The organism is Kitasatospora sp. NPDC089797, assembly GCF_040684795.1.
Classification (GTDB): domain Bacteria; phylum Actinomycetota; class Actinomycetes; order Streptomycetales; family Streptomycetaceae; genus Kitasatospora.
Window position 1 is genome coordinate 71,203 of the sequence record NZ_JBFBGS010000022.1, and the last position, 19,511, is coordinate 90,713.

Here is a 19,511-nt window from a genome sequence, read left to right on the forward strand (position 1 = left end):
GGACGGCGAACAGGTGACAGAGTTCAGAGTTCGTCATCTGTTATCTGTTATCTGTTATCTGTTGTCTGTCGGCTGACATCTGTCAGCTGATGTCTGACATCTGTTCGCCGTCGGCTGTTCGTGGGGCGACGGCTACTTCGGCGCGTCCACACCCGCCGCCTTCGCGATGTCGACGAGCATCGCGTCCGCGGCCTGGACGCCGATGCCGGACATCCAGGTCTCGTCCGGGACGGTGAACACCTTGTTGTTCTTCACGGCGTTCAGGCCCTGCCAGACCGGGGTCTGCTGGACCTCGCTCTCCTTGGTCTTGGTCGGGTCGTCGGCGGTGGTGACGAAGACCAGGTCGGCGTCGGCCTGGCTGATCTGCTCGGCGCTGACCTCGATGATGTTCTTGTCCACGTCCTGCGCGGCCGGGCGGGTCAGACCGACGTCCTTGAGCACCACGCCGCTGTAGGAGGCCTTGGCGTACAGCCGGGTCGGGCCGGCCACGAAGCGGACCACCGAGGCGGTCGGCATCGTCCCGTTGTACTTCGCCTTGATCTCCTCGCCCAGCTTGTGCGCCCGGTCCTCGTAGTCGGCCAGCGCCTTCTTCGCCTCGTCCTCCTTGCCGAGCGCCTGGGCGTACAGCGCCAGGTTCTCCTTCCACGGGAAGCCCGTGGTCTCGGCCAGCACGGTCGGGGCGATGGCGTTCAGCTGGTCGTACACCTTGGCGTGCCGGACCTTGGAGGAGAGGATCAGGTCGGGCTTGAGGGAGGCGATCAGCTCCAGGTTCGGCTCGTTCATCGGGCCGACGTCCTTGGTGTCCTTGATCTTGTCCTTGAGGTAGTTCGGGAAGCCGCCCTCGGTCTTCATGTGCGGGGACACCGCGCCGACCGGGGTGATGCCGAGCAGCGTGACGTCGTCCAGCTCACCGCTGTCCAGCACCACGACCCGCTTGGGCTGGGACTTGATCTGGGCCGTCCCGGCGGCGTGCTTGACGCTGCGCGGGAAACCGGCGGCGGTGCCCGCCGAGGCGATGGAGGAGGCGGAGTCGCCGCCGGACTTGCCGCCGTCCCCGTTGCTGCCGCAGGCGGCGAGGAGCGTGGCGGACAGCGTGGCGGCGAGGACGGCGACGGGGAGTCGGCGGTTCATCGGAGTTCCTTGGATCGGGTCGAACGGGGGAGGGGGGAAAGGGGGGTCAGACGGCGGCGGTGGCAGTGTCGGTGTCTGCATCGGCGCCGGAGGAGGACGCGGAGGTGGTGGGGGACGACGCGGCGGCGGCCCGGCCGCGGACCCGGGCCCGCGGCACGACCAGTGGCGTCCCGGTCTCCGGGTCCGGCACCACCCGGCACGGCACGCCGAACACGGCCTCCACCAGCTCGGCCGTGAGCACCTCGCCGGGCGGACCGGCCGCGGCGAGCCGCCCGTCCTTGAGCACCACCAGGTGGTCGGCGTAGCGCGCGGCCTGCCCGAGGTCGTGGAGCACCATGACCACGGTGCGCCCGGCCTCCGCGTGCAGGTCGGCGACCAGGTCCAGCACGTCGAGCTGGTGCCGCAGGTCGAGGAAGGTGGTCGGCTCGTCGAGCAGCAGCAGTTCGGTCTCCTGGGCGAGCGCGAGCGCGATCCAGACCCGCTGGCGCTGTCCGCCGGAGAGCCGGTCGACCTGCCGGTCGCGCAACTCGGCGGTGCCGGTGCGCTCCAGCGCCTCCTCGACCGCCGCCTGGTCGGCCTTGGACCACGGGCTGAGCATCCGCTGGTGCGGGTAGCGGCCGAGCCGCACCAGCGCCTCGACGGTGACCGCCTCGGGCGTGACGGGCTGCTGCGGCAGCAGGCCCATCCGCTTGGCCAGGGCGCGGGCGGGCATCCGGTGGATGTCGGAGCCGTCCAGGGTGACGGTGCCGGCGGCCGGGTCGAGCAGCCGGACGAGGCCGCGCAGCAGCGTCGACTTGCCGCAGGCGTTCGGTCCGACGATCGCGGTGACGGCGCCGCCCGGCAGTTCGAGGTCGAGCGCGTCGACGATGGCGCGGTCTCCGTAGCGCAGCCCGAGGCCGTGGGCGGCGAGCCGGTTCTCGGCGGTACGGGGGGTCATCAGCTGCTCCTCTGGGGAAGCCGGCCCTGGCGGATCATCAGCACCAGGAGCCAGGGCGCGCCGAGGGTGGCGGTGACGGCACCGACCGGCAGGCCGTGGACGGGGATCACGTGCAGCACGAGGAGGTCGGCGGAGAGCAGCAGCACGGCGCCGGTGAGCGCGGTGAGGCCGAGGGTGCCGGGGGTGGGCGGCCCGGCGAGCAGCCTGACCAGGTGCGGGACGGCGAGCGCGACGAAGGCGACCGGCCCGGTGAGGGCGGCGGCCAGCGAGGCGAGGGTGATGGTGAGCAGCAGCAGCCAGAGCCGGTCCCGGGCGGGGTTGAGGCCGAGGCCCCCGGCGGAGTCGTCGCCGAGGTCGAGGACGGCGACCCGCCGCTGGCAGAGCACCACGGCCCCGGCGGTCAGCGCGATGGCGGTGCCGCCGATCCACACCTCGGTCCAGTTGCGCCCGTACAGCGAGCCGGTGGTCCACTGCATCGCGGAGGAGGCCAGCTCGGCCGGGAATCGTACGATCATCAGGTTCACGGCGGCGGCGAGGCCCTGCTGGACCGCCAGCCCGACCAGCACCAGCCGGGTGACGGCCATCCTGGAGCGCCACGCGAAGCCGCCGAGCAGCAGCGCGGCGAGCAGTCCGCCGCCGACCGCGGCCAGCGGGATCAGCTGCTGCGTGGCGCCGGTGGCGAGCATCAGCACCGCGCCGAAGGACGCGCCACCGGTGATGCCGATGGTGTCGGGGGCGGCCAGCGGGTTGCGGAACAGCCGCTGCAGCATCGACCCGGCCATCGCCAGCCCGGCGCCCGCGATCAGTGCGGACACCACGCGCGGCGCCCGGAACTGCTGCACCACCAGGACGTCGCCGGGCGAGCCCTGGCCGAACAGGGCGCGCAGTGCGTCCCAGGCGGAGATGCTCACCTGGCCGGTGCCGAGGGCGATGCCGGTGAGCACGACCAGCAGCACCACGGCCAGCAGCGACCAGCCCGCGGTACGGGCCCGGCGGCGGGTGATCGCCCCCAACGGGGCGATGAGCGCGGTCACTTGGCCACCCTTCGGGCCAGCACCGCGAGCAGCGGTGCGCCGAGGAAGGCGGTCACGATGCCGACCTCGATCTCGGAGGGCTGGACCACGAGCCGCCCGAGCACGTCGGCGGCTAGCAGCAGCAGCGGGCCGGTGATCAGGCAGCCGGGCAGCAGCCAGCGGTGGTCGTTGCCGAGCACCTGGCGGACCAGGTGCGGTGCGGCCAGCCCGATGAACGCGACCGGCCCGGCGACGGCGACCGCACTGCCCGCGAGCAGGACCACGGCCAGTCCGCCGACCACCCGGATCCGGGCCACCGGCACGCCCAGCGCCTGCGCCGTCTCGTCGCCGAGGGCCAGGGCGTTCAGCGCGGGGGAGATCGCGAGGGCGGCCACCAGTCCGAGCACCAGGAACGGCAGCACGGGCGTGAGGGTGTCCAGGTGGCGCCCGGCGATCGAGCCGGCCAGCCAGAACCGGGCCTCGTCCAGGGTGCGGTGACTGGCCAGCATCAGCGCGGAGGTCCAGGAGGTGAGCACCACGGTGAGTACGGTGCCGCCGAGCGCGAGCCGGACCGGGTCGAGGTCCCCGCCGCGCCGGGACATGGCGTACGCGGCGACGGCGGCGACGGCCGCCCCGGCGAAGGCGAACCACACGTACTCGGACGGGCGGGAGAGGCCGAGCGTGTAGATCGCGGCGACCACGGCGAGGCTCGCGCCGGCGTTGATGCCGAGGGTGACCGGGGAGGCCAGCGGGTTGCGGGTGACGCCCTGCGCGACCGCGCCGGCGACGCCGAGCGCGGCGCCGACGGTCAGTCCGATGATCGTGCGCGGGACCCGGAGGCCCGTCACCACGTCGGCGTCCCCGCCGTGGGCGGCGCCGGTGAGGGCGTCGATGACGGTGGACAGCGGGATGGACCGGGAGCCCAGCGCAAGGCTCAGGGCGGCGCACAGGACGAGCACGCACACGCCGACGACCAGCAGCAACGGCCGCTGGACCGCCGAGGAGCGCGGTGTCGCCGGGGCGGTGGCGGCCGGCGGATCGGTTCTCAACACGAGGCGACATCTTAGGTTAGGTTTGCCTGACCACGTCAACGTGGGGTCGACGCCCTGGCGGCTTCTCCGGCCTTGCGGCCGGAAGGTGTTGGGGAACGCGGGGTGGTCGGTGGTCGAACGATTGTGCGGCCGGTGACCGGAATCCGGATGCTCCTGATCGCTGTAAGGTGAGGCTCGCCTTAATCGATGACTCGGAGTCGATCTCGGGAGCGGCGATGGTCCCCGGAACACCCCTGCCCGTCGTGCCGACCCTGCTTCCCGCCGGGCGGCCGAGCGCCCTGGTCGGCGACTACGGACGCCTGCGCGAACTCTGCCCGGTGCTCCGACTGCACCTGCTCGACCCCGCCGAACCCGACCCGTCGGCCGCCGACGGCTGGTACTCCGGGGCCGAACTCGCCGCCGACGAACGGGCCCTGGCGGCCGTCCTGGCCGGGCAGGAGGACCGCATCGCGGCCGAGCACGGCCGGGCGCCCCGCCCGCACGTCACCGCCTCCCGACTGCTCCACCACTACGCCTGGTCCGTCTGCCTGCTCATCGCCGGGCCCTGGCACCTCGCCCGGCGGGTCCCGCAGGTCGACCCCGCCGACCTCTGGCTGCACGCCCCCACCGGCGCGCTCGCGCTGCGTCCGCGCGGGCACGTCGCCCTCCCCGGCGACGACGAGCTGCGCGCGGAGCTGCGGGCCGCCGTGGTCGCCCACCTGGCACCGGTGCTGGCCGCGTTCGCCGGACCGACCCGGCGCCGCGACCGCGCGCTCTGGGGCATGGTGACGGACGATCTCTCCTCCGCCGTCTGGTACCTGGGCCGGATGCTGGACGCCGAGTGGGCGGCCGCCGACGGGGTGGGAACCGACAGGGCGGTCGAAGGCGGGACGGCCACAGAGGGGACGGTCGAAGGCGGGACGGTCGAAGGCGGGACGGCCGAAGACGCCGGGACCGTCGGCGAGGACGCCGCCGTCGCGGCCGCCACCGCCCTGCTGCCCGGTGGCACCCTGCCGCTCCCCGGAGCCGCCGACTTCCGTCGGCTGCGCACCCCGGACGGCCGCGAGCACCACACCCGCACCCGGCTCGGCTGCTGCCTGTACTACGCCGTCGAGCCCGGAGCCGTCGCCTGCCTGACCTGCCCGCGCACCGGGGACGAGGAACGGCTGCGCCGGTTCTGACGCACCGCTGCCACCGCCCGTCCGAGGTCGCACGGCGGCCGCCCGTCCGAGACCGCACGGCGGCCGCCGCGTCCGCGCACACCGCTCCCGTCACTCCCGCCACCAGCCCCGTTCCCGGTCCAACGCCGTCCAACGCCGTTCCCCCGCAGCGGCGTTCCCGGCGTCGGTCGGGTTCCGGCTAGGCTGCCCGCCGACCCTAAGGAGTGCTCTCACCCATGACCGTGCGCGGAACCCTCGTGGACATCCCGATGGCGGACGGCACCGCCGACGCCTACCTCGCCCGCCCCGACGACGACCGGCCGCACCCCGGCGTCCTCCTCTACCAGGACGCCTTCGGGGTCCGGCCCCACCTGAACGCCATGGCGGACCGGATCGCCGAGGCCGGCTACACCGTCCTGGTCCCCAACGTCTACTACCGCACGGGCCGTGCGCCGCTGGTCGAACTGCCCGAGCTGATCGACATCGAGCAGTGCGACGAGATCTTCGCCCAGGTCGGCCCGCTGCTCCGCGCCGCCGCCGTCCCGGAGGTGGCCGTCCGCGACGCGGAGGCCTACCTGTCCTGGTTCGCCGGTTCCCCGCTGGTCACGGACGGCCCGGTCGGCGTCACCGGCTACTGCCTCGGCGCCTACCTCTCGCTGCGCACCGCCATCGCCCACCCGGACCGGGTCGCCGCCGCGGCGGCCTTCCACGGCGGCCGCCTCGTCAGCGACCTTCCGGACAGCCCGCACCTGGCCGTCGGGCGGGTCACCGCCGAGCTGTACTTCGGCCATGCGGACCAGGACCCGTCCATGACGTCCGAGCAGATCGCCCAGCTCGACGAGGCGCTCACCGCCGCCGAGGTCCGCTTCCGCTCCGAGGTGTACGAGGGCTCCGCCCACGGCTTCACCCAGGCCGACACCACCCGGTACGACGCGGTCGGCGACGCCCGGCACTGGGTGGCGCTCCTCGACCTGCTGAAGCGCGCCCTCCCGGCGTAGCCGTACGGGGAAACCCACCGGTGCAACCGTCGGTTCAACCGACGGTGCAGGCCGGAGGCACCGGCCCGGAGGAGTCGGGCCGGTCTCCGATCCCGGCGAACCGGGCCGGATTCCGGTCTGTCGGCCACCGATCCACCGGCCGTACAGTGGGGCGCCGGGGGCCGGTGCCGGATCCCGTCGCGGCGGAGCCGCGGAGCGGCGGAGCTTCGGAGTGGCGGACCCCGCCGACACAGCCGACGGGGGAGCCGAACGTGCCGATCAGAGCGGGCAGCCGGACCATGCGAACCGGCCTCCCGGCGCTCGCCGACGTCCAGCGGGCCGTCGCCGAGGTGCTGGCCGAGCACACGCCCGGCGGCGTACGCCCGGGTGAACTCGACCGGGACGGACGGGTGTTGCGCTGGCTGGAGGCAGGGCCGGAGGAGGGGACGGCGATCGTCCTGATCGCCGGTATCGGCACCTCCTCGCTCACCTGGGCCCCGCTGCTGCCCGAACTCGTCGACCTGGGAAGGGTCGTGGCGTACGACCGGGCCGGGCTCGGGGCTGCCGAACCGGATCGCGCCCCGGTCCTCACCCTGGCGGCGCAGGTCGACGACCTGGCCGCGCTGGTCCGGCACCTGGACGCCGGGCCGGTCGTCCTGGTCGGGCACAGTTGGGGCGGCCAGCTGGCCCAACTCCTGGCCAGGCAACGGCCGGAGCTGGTGGCCGGCCTGGTCCTGGCGGATCCGGCGCACGAGGACTTCCGGCCGCGCGCGCTCGCCCTGCTCGAGACGGCGCTGACCCGCTACTGGCTGCTCCGGTCGGCGCTGGCACCCGCCCGGCCCGCGCCGGGCGACGCGCAGGCCCGCGCCGAGGCAGCCGTCGTCGCCCACCCCCACCAGCGGCGGGCGGTCCTGCGCGAGGACCGGCTGTCGAACCGGGCCACGGCGCAGTTGCGCCGGCTGCGGGCTGCCCGGCCGCTGCCCGAGGTGCCCGTGGCCGTCCTGAGCGCGACCGAGGGCCTGCCCGGTGTGCTGCGCGCCCGCTTCACCGCCGCGCAGGCCCGGATCGTGGCCGGCGGCGTCCGGGGCGTCCACGTCGTGGTGCCCGGTGCCGGGCACGCCGTCCACCAGGACGCGCCGGGGGCGGTCGCCGCGGCCGTCCGGGAGGTGTCCGGCCACTCCCGAATCGCCCGGAACGTCGGCTCCTGAGCCGCAACCGCCGCCCGCACAGGGGCTGCTGAGCCCGCCGCACGCTCTGGCACACTGTGTGCCGACGACCCGGCGGGGAGGGTCATGACACCTGGGGGCAGGGGAGATGAGCAGCACGGGAACCGTGCTCGGCGGGCGGTACACGCTGGTCGAGAAGATCGGCGGCGGGGGGATGGGCGCGGTCTGGCGCGCGGACGACCGGGTGCTGGCGCGGCCGGTTGCCGTCAAGATCCTCCGGGCGGACCTGTTCGAGGACGGGACCGCCGTCCAGCGCTTCCGTCGCGAGGCCCAGTTGGTCGCCGCGATCGACCACCCGGGCATCGTGGGCGTCCACGACTACGGGGAGAGCGGCCCGGACGGCTCCGAGCATCCGGACGGCTCCGAGCATCCGGACGGCTCCGGGAAGCCGGGCGGCTCCGATGGCAGGGACGCCTCCGGCGCCGTCCCGCACTGCGCGTACATCGTGATGGACCTGATCGAGGGCCGTCCGCTCAACCAGGTGCTCAAGGAGGACGGCCCGATGAGCGCCGAGCGCGCCCTGAGCCTCGTCGCGGACACCCTGGACGCCTTGCACGCCGCCCACCGGCGGGGCATCGTGCACCGTGACCTCAAGCCCTCCAACCTGATGGTGCGCGAGGACGGCGGGGTGGTCGTCACCGACTTCGGCATCGCGCGCGCCGTCGCCAGCACCAAGCTCACCGCGCCCTACGCGATCATCGGTACGGCCGCCTACATGTCCCCCGAGCAGGCCTCCGGGGAGGCCACCGGCCCGGCCTCCGACCTCTACTCGATCGGCGTGGTCTGCTACGAACTGCTGGTCGGGCAGGTGCCGTACCTGGGCGAGGGGCCGTTGCAGGTCGCGCTCAAGCACGTCAACCAGCCGGTGCCGGAGCTGCCGGAGACCCTCCCGGCGGCGGTCCGGGCGCTGGTCACCACCGCGTTGGCGAAGCGGCCCGAGGACCGCTTCGAGAGCGCGGCCGGGATGGCGGCGGCGGCCCGGGTGGCGATCGGCCTGCCGGGTACGGCCCGGAGAGCGGTGGACACCGGGACGATCGACCTGCGGGCGGAGCCGGGCGCGGGTGCGCCGGCCGTTCCGGCCGGGCCGGAGCCGCTGGTGAAGGTGGATCCGCAGGCCGACACCGAGCCGGGGAAGCGCCGTTCGCGCCGGACCCTGCTGATACCCGTCGTCATCCCGATCGTCATCTCGATGGGCACGGCCACCGCGCTGCTGATCGACCGCGGCCCCGGCAGCTCCGCGGCGGCCGGGTCGCCCAGCGCCCAACCGACCGTCGTGGTGACCGTTCCGGCGGCGGCCGGTGTCACCGGCACGGCGACCACCGCCCCGGCCTCCGGTTCCGCGACCGCCACCCCGCAGCCGACCGACCCGCCGACGACGGCGCCGGCCGCCGCCCAGCAGCCGGCCGGCGGGCAGCAGCCGCCCGGTGGACAGCAGCCCGTTCCCGCCCAGGGCGGGAACGGCAGCGGGCAGGGGCGGGGCAACGGCGGGGCGAGTGGGGGCGGCGGTGGCGCGGCACCCGGTGGCTCCTCGGGTGGCCAGGCCGATCAGCCCGCGAGCGGAGCCGGCACGGCCGCCCAGCCGCCCGCGAAGCCGGGCAACTCGACCTCACAGAGCGGTGGTTCGGGCGGGTCCTCGTCCGGTGACAAGCCGCCCGCGCCGCCGTCCGTCGCCCGGCCCGCGTCCTGCGGCGGCGACGGCTGGACCCGCATCGTCAGTGTCCAGTACGGCCAGCCGATCGGGTTGGCCGACGACAGTCTGGCGCCTTCCACCCCGATCGTCCTGGGTGGGGCCTCGCAGTACGGTTGGGTCGTCACGCCGGGCAACTGGTACCAGTTCAACGCCTGCAACCTCAACGGTCCCCAGCTGGTCCAGACCTTCCAGAGCGATGCGGTGACGCTCAGTCCCGGCATGTCGTTCCTGTACAACTGGACGGTGCAGAAGACCAGTTCGGGCAGCTACACGCTGGCCGCCGGGCAGAGCTGCCTGACGGCCAACGGCGGAGGGCGGAACGTCACCATGCAGACCTGTACTCCCAACCTCGCGACGCAGGAATGGCGGTTCCAGCAGTGACCGGCCGGCGCGACGGAGTCGTGCTCTACTGGCGCCCGCTGTGCGCGTACTGCATGAAGCTGCGCTTCGGCCTGCTCTTCACCCGGTTGCGGTACAGCCGCCGCTTCACCCGGGTCAACATCTGGAAGGACCCGGACGCGGCCGCCTTCGTCCGCTCGGTCGCGGACGGGAACGAGACGGTGCCGACCGTCACCGTGGCCGGCCGCCCGACCGTGAACCCGTCCTTGCGTCAACTGCTGCGTGCAGTAAGGGAGTCGGACGCCTCCACCGACATCTGAGGATCGTCTCCGCGCCGGCCCGGACCGTTCTGGTCCGGGCCGGTTGCCGTTGATCGGCCGCCCGTTCCGGGGCGGGTCCGTTAGCAGACCCCCGTGCGGCGGACAAGGGCACCCGGTGGCGGGACCTCGCCATCGGCGTGTCAAGGGTGTGTATGGAAAGTTCTACAAGGATGTAAAAGTCGATCGCCCGACGATCGCTCTTGACACTCGGTTGGGTTGTTGGTGACCGACTGCCCGTCGGCCCAGGCGGTCGGCCGTGGTTCGAATCGGGACCCGCTGCAAGGCGCGTTGGATTGCCCCGTTTTGACCGCCATTTGAATTCCTTTACCTTCTGGCGGGACCTGGCCAATTCCTGAGGCAGACCTGTCATTTCACCTGCTGGATTGTCATGCTTCTGGTCACCCCCAGCGGTAGCCCCCCACCCCCACCCCTCGGTGGCGAGCCGCTCGACCCGCACGGGGTTCCAGCACGTCAGCGCCCGTTCCGCCCCACAGGTGCCGACCCGGCCCCCGGGACGCGGTGCGACCGCGCCCACACGCGGTTTCCCGGAAGGACTCGTACGTGAAGCGAAAGCTCGCCGCTGTCGCCGTACTCTCGGCCACGGCCATGTTGACCGGTGTCATCCAGGTGTCGACCACCGCCGCCCAGGCCGCCCCCGCGGCCCCCTCGCTGCAGGCGCAGGCCGCCCAGCAGCACGAGGCCGTGCTCGCGGTGGCCAACGGCCAGTCCGCGCCGCTCGCCAAGGCCCTCGGCCTCGGCGGTCAGGAGAAGCTGATCGCCAAGGACGCGGTCGTCGACAAGGACGGCACCCGTCACCTGCGCTTCGAGCGCACCTACGCCGGCCTCCCGGTGATCGGCGGCGACCTGGTCGTCCACCAGAAGGCCGACGGCGCCGTGAAGTCGGTCGACAAGGCGGTCGCCGCCAAGATCGCGCTGCCGAGCCTGACGCCGAAGATCCCCGCCGACAAGGCCGCGGACCAGGCCTCCGGCACGGTCAAGGCCACCATCGGGCAGACCATCGACGCCGACGAGTCCCCGATGGCCGACGTCCACCAGGTCGGCAAGGCCCAGCTGGTCGTGTGGGCCACCGACGGCACCCCGCGGCTCGCCTACCGGACCACCGTCGAGGGCGTGCGTGCCGACGGCACCCCGAGCGCCCAGATCCTGGTGACCGACGCGGCCGACGGCAAGGTCCTCTCCACCCACGAGAAGATCGAGACCGCGGCCGGCACCGGCACCGGCATCTTCGTCGGGCAGGTCTCGCTCAACACCAACCAGAACGGCTCGCAGTACGAGCTCAAGGACACCAGCCGCGGCGGCCAGTCCACCACGGACCTCAACAACAGCGAGTCGGGCAACGGGTCCCTGTTCGCCAACACCAGCAACAGCTTCGGTGACGGCACCAACAACAACCGCGAATCCGCCGCCGTGGACGCCCAGTTCGGCGCCGCCACCACCTGGGACTTCTACAAGAACACCTTCAACCGCAACGGCATCCGCAACGACGGCGTCGGCGCCCTCAGCCGGGTGCACTACGGCTCCAACTACGTCAACGCGTTCTGGAGCGACGACTGCTTCTGCATGTCGTACGGCGACGGTGCCAACAACAGCGCGCCGCTCACCGAGATCGACGTGGCGGGCCACGAGATGACCCACGGCGTCACCGCCGCGACCGCCAACCTGAACTACGCGGGTGAGTCCGGCGGCCTCAACGAGGCCACCTCCGACATCATGGGCACCATGGTGGAGTGGTACGCCAACCTGCCCTCCAACCCGCCGAACTACTGGATCGGCGAGCTGATCAACCTCCGCGGTGACGGCAGCCCGCTGCGCTACATGGACCAGCCCAGCAAGGACGGCTCCTCCGCCGACTACTGGGACGCCAACGTCGGGAACCTGGACGTGCACTACTCGTCCGGTGTGGCGAACCACTTCTTCTACCTGCTGTCCGAGGGCAGCGGCGCGAAGACCATCAACGGGTTCAACTACAACAGCCCGACCTCGGACGGCTCCTCGCTCGCCGGCATCGGTCGCGACAAGGCCGCGCAGATCTGGTACCGCGCGCTGACCACGTACTTCACCTCGACGACCGACTATGCGGGCGCCCGTGCGGCCACCCTCAGCGCGGCGACGGACCTGTACGGCGCGAACAGCGCCGAGTACAACGCGGTCGCGGCCACCTGGACCGCGGTCAACGTCAACTGACTCGGGCGTGAACCGGGGCCGGGACTGAGTTGGGCAGGTCCGTCCCGGGGCACGTCCGAGCAGGGCCCGGCCGAACTGTGGGTGCCGAACGGTCGGGCCTGACGGCGGGGGCGACGGTGTGCGGACCACCGTCGCCCCCGCCGTCGCGTGTGCGGCGGGCGGCGGGCGGCTGGTGGCTGTCGGCTGTCAGCCGACAGATGTCGGACGACAGATTTCAACGGACAGATGTCAGACGACAGAGTTCAGCTGACAGATGATGAAATCTGTCAGCTGTTCGTCGTCTCCCCTGGATCTCCGCAGGCCGTCCTCCCGTCCCGGCCCGGTCACCCCAGGTCCTGGTGGATCTGGTCCAGGATCAGCCCGGCGCCGGTGTAGCCGATGCCGAGCATCCACAGGTTGTCGTCCACCTGGAACACCTTGCCGTTGCGGACCGCGTCCAGGTTCTTCCACAGCGGGCCGTCGGTGATCCGGCCCCGGTCGGACTTCGCCGGATCCCCGTACACCGAGTAGAAGATGACGTCGGCCGCCGCCTGGTCCACCTGCTCGGGGCTGATCTCCAGCGAGAACCCGGGCTTGTCCTGGTTGGCCGGGCGGCCGAGTCCGAGGTCCTTGAACAGCGAGCCCACGAAGGTGTCGTCCAGGTAGAGCCGGGTGGGCGCGCCCGCCAGGAAGCGGGCCATCTCGACCCGGGTGGCCGCCGCCTTGGCCGGCCCGCCCAGTGCGGTGACCACGTCCCGCAACTTGGTGCGGTACGCCGAGTCCGCGGCCTCGGCCTCGCTCTGGCGGCCCAACGCCTCGGCGTGCAGCCGGACGTTCTCCTTCCAGGTCGGTCCGGTGGTCTTGGAGAGCACCGTCGGTGCGATCTTGGACAGTTGCTCGTAGCGCTTGTCGTCGCGGACCTGGTTGCTCAGGATGAGGTCCGGCCGCAGCGCGGCTATCGCCTCCAGGTCGGGCTGGCCGATCGCGCCGACCGCCTTCGTCCCGGACAGCCGATCGGCGGGCAGGTAGGCGGGGAACGGCGCGCGCTCGTCGACGGTGGTGGCGCCGACCGGGCTCAGGCCGAGGGTGATCACCGAGTCCAGTGCGTCGGTGTCCAGCACCACCACCCGGCTCGCGCGCTGCGGCACCGTGCTCTCGCCGCGGGCGTGCTCGACCGTCCGGGTGCCGCCGCTCGCACCTCCACCGCTCGCACCGCCGCCGGGTGAACTCCCGCCGGAGGAGCCGGAGTCGGAGCCGCAGGAGGTGAGCAGCAGGCCCGGGGCGAGCCCGGCGGCGAGGCCGAGTGCGGTGCGGCGACTGAGGATTCGGGACATCGGCGGCTCCTCCGGCGAGCGGGCGACCCCAACCGGCGGACGGGGACCGGGAATCCCTTCCCGCCCGGCGGCCACGCTACGCCTCGGGCCCGTACTCCCGTCGCTGGCGCAGCAGTTCGGCGTACTCGGCCTGCACCCGGCGGTCCATCGCGAGGGTGAACTGCGCGTCGGCGACCGTGCGGGCGAGCGGTCGCACCCGCAGGATGCGCTCGGTGAGCCGGGCCGCCTCGCCGGGTGCCAGCGGGGTCTCGCCGGAGAGCGCGCTGAGCAGGTGGTCGGTGACCACCCCGATGAAGATCTCGGCGATGGCGTCGACGTAGTCCCGGGTGCGCCGGCTGGCGTCCAGGACGGCCGCGAGCGGTACGCCCTCGGCGACCAGCTCGGTGGTGGCGTCCATCAGGCGCCGGCTGATGTGGGTGATCCCGTCGTCCTCGATCGAGATGTAGCCCTGGGCGATGGCCTCGGCGGTGTTCTCCTCGGTGAGCTGGTCCCCGAAGGCGGTCTTCAGTTCCTCCCAGTCCAGGCGGACCGGGCTCTCGTCCGACCAGGGCGCGACGATGGCGGCTTCGAGCCCGATCAGTTCGGCGACGTCCCGCCCGCTCTCGCCGGCGCCGATCAGTTCGGCGATCCCGCCCAGGGTGTGGCCGCGCTCGAGCAGTTCGGCGATCATCCGCAGCCGGGCCAGGTGCTCCTCGCCGTACCAGGCGATCCGGCCCTCCCGGCGGGGCGGCGGGAGCAGTTTGCGCTCGCGGTAGAAGCGCAGGGTGCGGGTGGTGATGCCGGCCGCCTCGGCCAGTTCCTCCACCCGGTACTCGCGTTTTCTGTCGTCCGCCGCACTTCTGACCTTGTCCACGGCGATCAGCATAGGTCCGGGACGTCGGGGACGGAGCCTCCCGGAGTCGCCGGGAACTTCCGGTGAATCCGGTCTGTCGCGCTTCTTCCATCCGGTGTCGGCAAGGACTACCCTGCCAACCATGCCAGTGATTACTGGCGCGATTGGCAGGGTTCCGGGGACGGCCCCGGGAAGCCCCGGGAGGCTCCGGGGGTTCCCGGCGACCCCGGAGGCTCCGAGGGGTACGACCCCTCGGAAGAGCGTGAAGACCACCGCCCCACCCTCAGGAGGAGCCGCATGGCATCCAGCAGCAAGCGCCCCCGCTCCGGCACGGCCGGTGCGACCGACCCCAGCGCTGCGGCGGAGCCCGTACCGCACGTGCGGGTGGCGGTGATCGGCTCCGGCTTCGGCGGCCTCGGCGCGGCCGTCCGGCTGCGGCGCGCCGGGATCACCGACTTCGTCGTGCTGGAGCGCGCGGACTCGGTGGGCGGCACCTGGCGCGACAACAGCTACCCCGGCTGCGCCTGCGACGTCCCCTCGCACCTCTACTCCTTCTCCTTCGCACCCAACCCCGACTGGCCGCGCAGCTTCTCCGGTCAGCCGGACATCCGCGCCTACCTGGAGAAGGTCGCCACGGTCTTCGGCCTCCGCCCGCACCTGCGCTTCAACGCCGAGGTGCTGGAGGCCCGTTGGGAGAGCGAGCAGACCCGCTGGCGGATCACCACCGCGGCCGGCGAGTGGACCGCCGACGCCGTCGTGTCCGCCGCCGGACCGCTCGCCGACCCGCAGATCCCCGACCTGCCCGGCCTGAGCACCTTCCCCGGCAAGGTGTTCCACTCCTCCCGCTGGGACCACGACTTCGACCTCACCGGCAAGCGCGTCGCGATGGTCGGCACCGGTGCCTCCGCCGCCCAGATCATCCCGTCGATCCAGCCGAAGGTCGGCAAGCTGACGGTCTTCCAGCGCACCCCCGCGTGGGTCCTGCCGCGCCGCGACCGCGAGATCAGCCAGCTGGAGAAGTGGCTGCACGGCCGCCTGCCGGTCACCGCCGCGATCCGCCGGGGCACCCTGTTCGCCCTGCGCGAGCTCCAGGTCGACGCCTTCGTGCGCCGCCCCGGAATGCTGCGCGTGGTCCAGCAACTCGCCGAACGCCACCTCGCCCAGGGCGTCGCCGACCCGGCGCTGCGCGCCCGGCTGACCCCGGACTACCGGATCGGCTGCAAGCGTATCCTGCTCAGCAACACCTACTACCCGGCGCTCGCCGCCGCCAACACCGAGGTCGTCTCCTCCGGCCTGCGCGAGCTGCGCGGCTCCACCCTGGTGGCCGCCGACGGCAGCGAGCACGAGGTGGACGCCATCGTCTTCGGCACCGGCTTCCACGTCACCGACATGCCCATCGGCGCCCGGGTGTTCGGGGCGGACGGGACGAGCCTGGCCGAGCACTGGAAGGGCGGCATGGAGGCGCTGCGCGGCTCCACCGTGCACGGCTTCCCGAACCTCTTCTTCGTGATCGGCCCGAACACCGGCCTCGGCAACAGCTCGATGATCCTCATGATCGAGTCCCAACTGAACTACATGATCGATGCGTTGACGACGCTCGACGCCGTCGGGGCCACCGCGATGCAGCCCACCGTGCGGGCCCAGCGGCAGTGGAACCTGGAGCTCCAGCACCGGATGGACCGGACGGTCTGGACCACCGGCGGCTGCCGCAGCTGGTACCTGGACCCGAGCGGCCGGAACACCGTGCTCTGGCCCGGCTCCACGACCTCCTTCCGCCGGGCCACCCGCAAGGTCGACCTGGGCGAGTACGAGCTGATCATGCGCACCGCCCCGACCGCCGCCCGCACCGCCGTCCAGGAGGCCAGCGCATGAGCGCCGTCGCATTGCCCGCCGAGTACGTACCGCCCACGCCCGTCGAGGAGTTGAGCGTCCGCTCGGCCGACGGCATCCGACTGCACGTCGAGGTGCACGGTCAGCCCGGGGCGCTGACCGTCGTGCTCTCCCACGGCTGGACCTGCTCGACGGCCTTCTGGGCCCCGGTGATCCGCCGACTCGCCGACCGCTACCGGGTGGTGGCCTACGACCAGCGCGGGCACGGGCACAGCGAGGTGCCGCCCAGCCGGGTCCGCTACTCCACCCGGGCGCTGGCCGAGGACCTGGCCGCGGTGCTCGCGCGGACCGTCCCGGCGGGGGAGCGCGCCGTCCTGGCCGGGCACAGCATGGGCGGGATGACCATCATGGCCGCCGGCGGCCGCCCCGAGGTCGCCGAGCGGACCGCCGCCACCGTCCTGATCTCCACCGGCCCGGCCGAGTTGGTCGCGGAGCTCACCGTCCTGCCGGACGGCGTCCGCGCCCCGGGCCTGCGGCGCTTCCTGCACCGGCAGCTGCTGCGCTCCCGGATGCCGCTCGGGCCGGTGTCGAACGTCAGCCGGGCAGCGCTCAAGTACGCCACCATGGGGCCGAGTTCGCCGGCCGGACAGGTCGAGGCGACGGCCCGGATCGTGCACGCCTGCCCGTCCGCCGTGCGCTTCCACTGGGCCGGAGTGCTGGAGCGGCTGGACGTACGCGCCGGGCTCGGCCGGATCACGGCCCCCACGGCCGTGGTGGTGGGGACCGCGGACCGGCTCACCCCGCCGGTGCACGCCCACCGGATGGTCGCCGAACTCGCCGACCCGCAGGGGCTGTTGCTGCTTCCCGGGGTCGGACACATGGCACCGCTGGAACGGCCGGAGGAGGTGGCCGCGGAGATCCACCGGATGGCCTCCGCCCACCTGGCCCCGCGACGCTCCGCCGGTGGGCCGACGGCCGTCGACGCGGCCGCTCCCGCTGCTGCTTCCGCTCCCGTCCCTGCTCCTGTCCCTGCTCCCGCCACCGCTCCCGCCGCCGTCGAGAGGACCACCGTCGCATGAACGCCATTCCGCCGCTGTCCGCGCAGGTCGTGGTGGTCACCGGGGCCGCCCGCGGGGTCGGTGCCTCGCTGGCCCGCAAGCTGTCCCGACGCGGGGCCAAGGTCGCGCTGCTCGGGCTGGAGCCGGAGGAGCTGAAGGCGGTCGCGGCGCAGTGCGGCGCGGCCGCCACCGCCTGGGAGGTGGACGTCACCGACCTGGAGGCGCTCACCGACACCGCGGAGCGGATCAAGGAGCACTACGGCCGGATCGACACCGTGGTCGCCAACGCCGGCATCGCGATCGGCGGTCCGCTGGCCGACAGCGACCACCGGGCGTTCAGCCGGGTGATCGAGGTCAACCTGCTGGGCAGCGTCGCCACCGCGCGCGCCTTCCTGCCGGCGCTCACCGAGAGCCGCGGCTACCTGTTGCAGATCGCCTCGCTCGCCGCGCTGACGCCCGCGCCGCTGATGAGCGCGTACTGCGCGAGCAAGTCCGGGGTGGAGGCCTTCGCCCACTCGATCCGCGCCGAGGTCGCCTATCAGGGGGTCAAGGTCGGTGTGGGGTACCTGAGTTGGACCGACACGGACATGGTGCGCGGTGCCGACGAGGACGCCGTCCTGAAGCAGATGCGCGGTCGGCTGCCCTGGCCGGCCAACAAGACCTACCCGCTGGAGCCCGCGGTGGACCGGATCGTGGCGGGCATCGCCCGTCGGTCCGCCCATGTGTACGCCCAGGCCTGGCTGCGCGGGATGCAGCCGGTGCGCTGGCTGCTGCCGAGCCTGATCGCGGTGGTCGGCTCCCGCGACGTCGCGAAGCTCGCCCCGCAGCTCGCGGCCACGGCCGCCTCGCGCCTGCGCGCGGTCGGGGCCGGCGGCGCCGCGGACACGGCGGTGCGAGGGAGCCGGACCGGGGTGGGGGAGTGACCGCGGACAGCTGACAAACGACAGCCGACAGATAACAAATTTCATCATCTGTTATCTGTCGGCTGTTATCTGTCTTCTGTCAGCTGTTCGCAGTTCGCGGTCGCCTGCTCCGCGCCTCGCCGTCGCCTGCTCCGCGCCGTGCCTCGTCGCCGTGCCTCGTCGCCGTCACCCGCGGGCATCCCCGTCCGCGGCGATCCCCGCCAGCACGCCCAGCGCCCGCTCCAGGACCGGCAGCGGCGGCGAGGCCAGTCCGACCCGCACCGCCGACGGCGTGCTCCGCGGGTCGACGGCGAACGCCGCCGCCGGTGTCACCGAGATCCCCGCCCGCGCCGCCGCCGCCACGAAGGTCTCCGCCCGCCAAGGTCCCGGCAGCTCCCACCACAGGTAGTACGAGCACGGGTCCGCCCGCACCCGCTGCCCCGCCAGCAGCTCCCGCGCCAGGGCCTGGCGCGCCACCGCGTCCGACCGCTTCGCCGCCTCGACCGCCGCCACCGTACCGTCCCCGATCCACCGCACCGCCGCCTCCAGCGCGAAGCCGCCCGGAGCCCAGCCGCCCGCCCGCAAGGCGCCCGCGACCCGCTCGCGCAGCCCGTCCGGGACGACCGCGAACCCCGTGGTCAGCCCGGGCGCGAGCCGCTTGGACAGGCTGTCCACCAGCACCGTCCGCTCCGGCGCCAGCGCGGCGAGCGGCGCCGTGCCGGGGCGCAGGAACGACCAGATCGCGTCCTCCACCACCGGGAGGTCCAGCCGCCGCACCTCCTCGGCCAGTGCGACCGCCCGCTCGTGCGGCAGACTCGCGCCGGTCGGGTTCTGCAGCCGGGGCTGGAGGTACACCGCGCGCAGCGGCGCCGTCCGGTGGGCCGCCGTCACGGCTCCGGGCAGCAGCCCGTCCTCGTCCACCGCCAGCGGCACCAGCCGGATGCCCAGTCGCTCCGCCACCGCCCTGACCACCGGATAGGTCAGCGCCTCCACACCCAGCCGTTGCCCCGGCGGCACCAGCGCGGCGAGCGTTCCGGCGATGGCCTGCCGCCCGTTGCCCGCGCACAGCAGGTGTTCCGGGTCGACGGTCCAGGCATCCGTCGACAGCAGCCCGGCGAAGGCCCGCCGCGCCGCGCCCGTCCCGGCCACCCCGACCGGCCGCAGCGCCTCGCCCAGCGCGTCCGCCCGCAGCAGTGGCGCCAGTCCGCCGGCCAACAGGTCGGCCTGCCCGGGCGCGACCGGGTAGTTGAGTTCCAGGTCGACGGGTGCGGCGGCCGGTTCGGCGAGCGCGACCAGCCCGTCGTCGCCGTCCCTGCTGCCGCGCCCGGCCCGGACGAAGGTGCCCCGGCCGACCTCCCCGACGGTCAGCCCGCGCCGGGTCAGTTCGCGGTAGACCCGGGTCGCCGTCGAGTTGGCGATGCCCCGGCGGCGGGCGAAGGCGCGCTGGGTGGGCAGCTGCTGGCCGGGCCGCAGCCGCCCGTCGGCGATGTCGGCGGCGATGCCGTCCGCGATCAGCCGGTAGTCGTCCATTCCGGGCCGTCCCCTCG

16 protein-coding genes are annotated in these 19,511 nt (G+C 73.3%); 9 read left to right on the forward strand and 7 right to left on the reverse strand.

Annotation, left to right across the window (positions count from 1 at the left end):
* Nucleotides 1–132: 132 nt before the first annotated feature.
* The 4 genes from AB0O91_RS19415 to AB0O91_RS19430 form a co-directional block, all read right to left on the reverse strand.
* On the reverse strand, nucleotides 133–1,131 hold the full coding sequence (locus AB0O91_RS19415; protein ID WP_363434442.1) for an iron-siderophore ABC transporter substrate-binding protein: 999 nt from the start codon (nucleotides 1,129–1,131) through the stop codon (nucleotides 133–135).
* 46 nt (nucleotides 1,132–1,177) lie between these two features.
* Nucleotides 1,178–2,068, reverse strand: coding sequence for an ABC transporter ATP-binding protein (locus tag AB0O91_RS19420; protein WP_363434445.1), 891 nt, complete (start codon nucleotides 2,066–2,068; stop codon nucleotides 1,178–1,180).
* Nucleotides 2,068–3,036, reverse strand: coding sequence for an iron ABC transporter permease (locus tag AB0O91_RS19425; protein WP_363434635.1), 969 nt, complete (start codon nucleotides 3,034–3,036; stop codon nucleotides 2,068–2,070). Before AB0O91_RS19425 ends, AB0O91_RS19420 begins: the two co-directional genes overlap by 1 nt.
* Before the next feature lie 62 nt (nucleotides 3,037–3,098).
* Nucleotides 3,099–4,064, reverse strand: coding sequence for an iron ABC transporter permease (locus AB0O91_RS19430; RefSeq protein ID WP_363434638.1), 966 nt, complete (start codon nucleotides 4,062–4,064; stop codon nucleotides 3,099–3,101).
* Nucleotides 4,065–4,348: 284 nt separating this feature from the next.
* Between AB0O91_RS19430 and AB0O91_RS19435 the strand changes: the two genes are divergently transcribed.
* From AB0O91_RS19435 to AB0O91_RS19460, 6 genes are all read left to right on the forward strand, one after another.
* The gene (locus tag AB0O91_RS19435) at nucleotides 4,349–5,293 is read left to right on the forward strand and encodes a (2Fe-2S)-binding protein (RefSeq protein ID WP_363434447.1); all 945 of its coding nucleotides are present in this window, start codon (nucleotides 4,349–4,351) and stop codon (nucleotides 5,291–5,293) included.
* Nucleotides 5,294–5,508: 215 nt separating this feature from the next.
* On the forward strand, nucleotides 5,509–6,270 hold the full coding sequence (locus AB0O91_RS19440) for a dienelactone hydrolase family protein (protein ID WP_363434450.1): 762 nt from the start codon (nucleotides 5,509–5,511) through the stop codon (nucleotides 6,268–6,270).
* Between the two features lie 251 nt (nucleotides 6,271–6,521).
* A complete protein-coding gene (locus AB0O91_RS19445; protein ID WP_363434452.1) occupies nucleotides 6,522–7,457 on the forward strand; it encodes an alpha/beta fold hydrolase in 936 nt (311 codons plus the stop codon).
* A gap of 106 nt (nucleotides 7,458–7,563) precedes the next feature.
* Nucleotides 7,564–9,546: a protein kinase gene (locus tag AB0O91_RS19450; protein ID WP_363434455.1), complete on the forward strand. Its 1,983-nt coding sequence runs from the start codon at nucleotides 7,564–7,566 to the stop codon at nucleotides 9,544–9,546.
* Nucleotides 9,528–9,824, forward strand: coding sequence for a glutaredoxin domain-containing protein (locus tag AB0O91_RS19455; protein WP_363434458.1), 297 nt, complete (start codon nucleotides 9,528–9,530; stop codon nucleotides 9,822–9,824). The genes AB0O91_RS19450 and AB0O91_RS19455 overlap by 19 nt, the downstream gene beginning before the upstream one ends.
* A 561-nt stretch (nucleotides 9,825–10,385) precedes the next feature.
* The gene (locus AB0O91_RS19460) at nucleotides 10,386–12,029 is read left to right on the forward strand and encodes a M4 family metallopeptidase (RefSeq protein ID WP_363434461.1); all 1,644 of its coding nucleotides are present in this window, start codon (nucleotides 10,386–10,388) and stop codon (nucleotides 12,027–12,029) included.
* A gap of 323 nt (nucleotides 12,030–12,352) precedes the next feature.
* Here AB0O91_RS19460 and AB0O91_RS19465 read toward each other — a convergent pair whose 3' ends face one another.
* Complete coding sequence (locus AB0O91_RS19465) at nucleotides 12,353–13,342, reverse strand: iron-siderophore ABC transporter substrate-binding protein (protein WP_363434464.1); 990 nt, start codon at nucleotides 13,340–13,342, stop codon at nucleotides 12,353–12,355.
* Nucleotides 13,343–13,418: 76 nt separating this feature from the next.
* A complete protein-coding gene (locus AB0O91_RS19470) occupies nucleotides 13,419–14,195 on the reverse strand; it encodes a MerR family transcriptional regulator (protein WP_363434467.1) in 777 nt (258 codons plus the stop codon).
* Nucleotides 14,196–14,471: 276 nt separating this feature from the next.
* Between AB0O91_RS19470 and AB0O91_RS19475 the strand changes: the two genes are divergently transcribed.
* The 3 genes from AB0O91_RS19475 to AB0O91_RS19485 are packed head-to-tail and all read left to right on the forward strand — an operon-like array spanning nucleotide 14,472 to nucleotide 17,985.
* Entirely contained in the window at nucleotides 14,472–16,046 is a 1,575-nt protein-coding gene (locus tag AB0O91_RS19475; RefSeq protein ID WP_363434470.1) for an NAD(P)/FAD-dependent oxidoreductase, read from the forward strand.
* Nucleotides 16,043–17,083 (forward strand): alpha/beta hydrolase, encoded by a 1,041-nt coding sequence (locus tag AB0O91_RS19480; RefSeq protein WP_363434473.1) that lies wholly within the window; start codon nucleotides 16,043–16,045, stop codon nucleotides 17,081–17,083. The genes AB0O91_RS19475 and AB0O91_RS19480 overlap by 4 nt, the downstream gene beginning before the upstream one ends.
* A complete protein-coding gene (locus AB0O91_RS19485) occupies nucleotides 17,080–17,985 on the forward strand; it encodes an SDR family oxidoreductase (protein ID WP_363434476.1) in 906 nt (301 codons plus the stop codon). The genes AB0O91_RS19480 and AB0O91_RS19485 overlap by 4 nt, the downstream gene beginning before the upstream one ends.
* 165 nt (nucleotides 17,986–18,150) lie before the next feature.
* Here the strand turns inward: AB0O91_RS19485 and AB0O91_RS19490 are convergent, their stop codons facing one another.
* Nucleotides 18,151–19,494 (reverse strand): PLP-dependent aminotransferase family protein, encoded by a 1,344-nt coding sequence (locus AB0O91_RS19490; protein ID WP_363434479.1) that lies wholly within the window; start codon nucleotides 19,492–19,494, stop codon nucleotides 18,151–18,153.
* Between the last annotated feature and the right edge of the window lie 17 nt (nucleotides 19,495–19,511).

Excerpts from the sequence above, each read along its gene's own strand:
- AB0O91_RS19450 (WP_363434455.1), top strand. The coding sequence starts at position 7,564 with ATGAGCAGCACGGGAACCGTGCTCGGCGGGCGGTACACGCTGGTCGAG.
- AB0O91_RS19455 (WP_363434458.1), top strand. The coding sequence starts at position 9,528 with ATGGCGGTTCCAGCAGTGACCGGCCGGCGCGACGGAGTCGTGCTCTAC.
- AB0O91_RS19475 (WP_363434470.1), top strand. The coding sequence starts at position 14,472 with ATGGCATCCAGCAGCAAGCGCCCCCGCTCCGGCACGGCCGGTGCGACC.
- AB0O91_RS19485 (WP_363434476.1), top strand. The coding sequence starts at position 17,080 with ATGAACGCCATTCCGCCGCTGTCCGCGCAGGTCGTGGTGGTCACCGGG.
- AB0O91_RS19435 (WP_363434447.1), top strand. The coding sequence starts at position 4,349 with ATGGTCCCCGGAACACCCCTGCCCGTCGTGCCGACCCTGCTTCCCGCC.
- AB0O91_RS19415 (WP_363434442.1), bottom strand. The coding sequence starts at position 1,131 with ATGAACCGCCGACTCCCCGTCGCCGTCCTCGCCGCCACGCTGTCCGCC.
- AB0O91_RS19480 (WP_363434473.1), top strand. The coding sequence starts at position 16,043 with ATGAGCGCCGTCGCATTGCCCGCCGAGTACGTACCGCCCACGCCCGTC.
- AB0O91_RS19490 (WP_363434479.1), bottom strand. The coding sequence starts at position 19,494 with ATGGACGACTACCGGCTGATCGCGGACGGCATCGCCGCCGACATCGCC.
- AB0O91_RS19440 (WP_363434450.1), top strand. The coding sequence starts at position 5,509 with ATGACCGTGCGCGGAACCCTCGTGGACATCCCGATGGCGGACGGCACC.
- AB0O91_RS19465 (WP_363434464.1), bottom strand. The coding sequence starts at position 13,342 with ATGTCCCGAATCCTCAGTCGCCGCACCGCACTCGGCCTCGCCGCCGGG.
- AB0O91_RS19420 (WP_363434445.1), bottom strand. The coding sequence starts at position 2,068 with ATGACCCCCCGTACCGCCGAGAACCGGCTCGCCGCCCACGGCCTCGGG.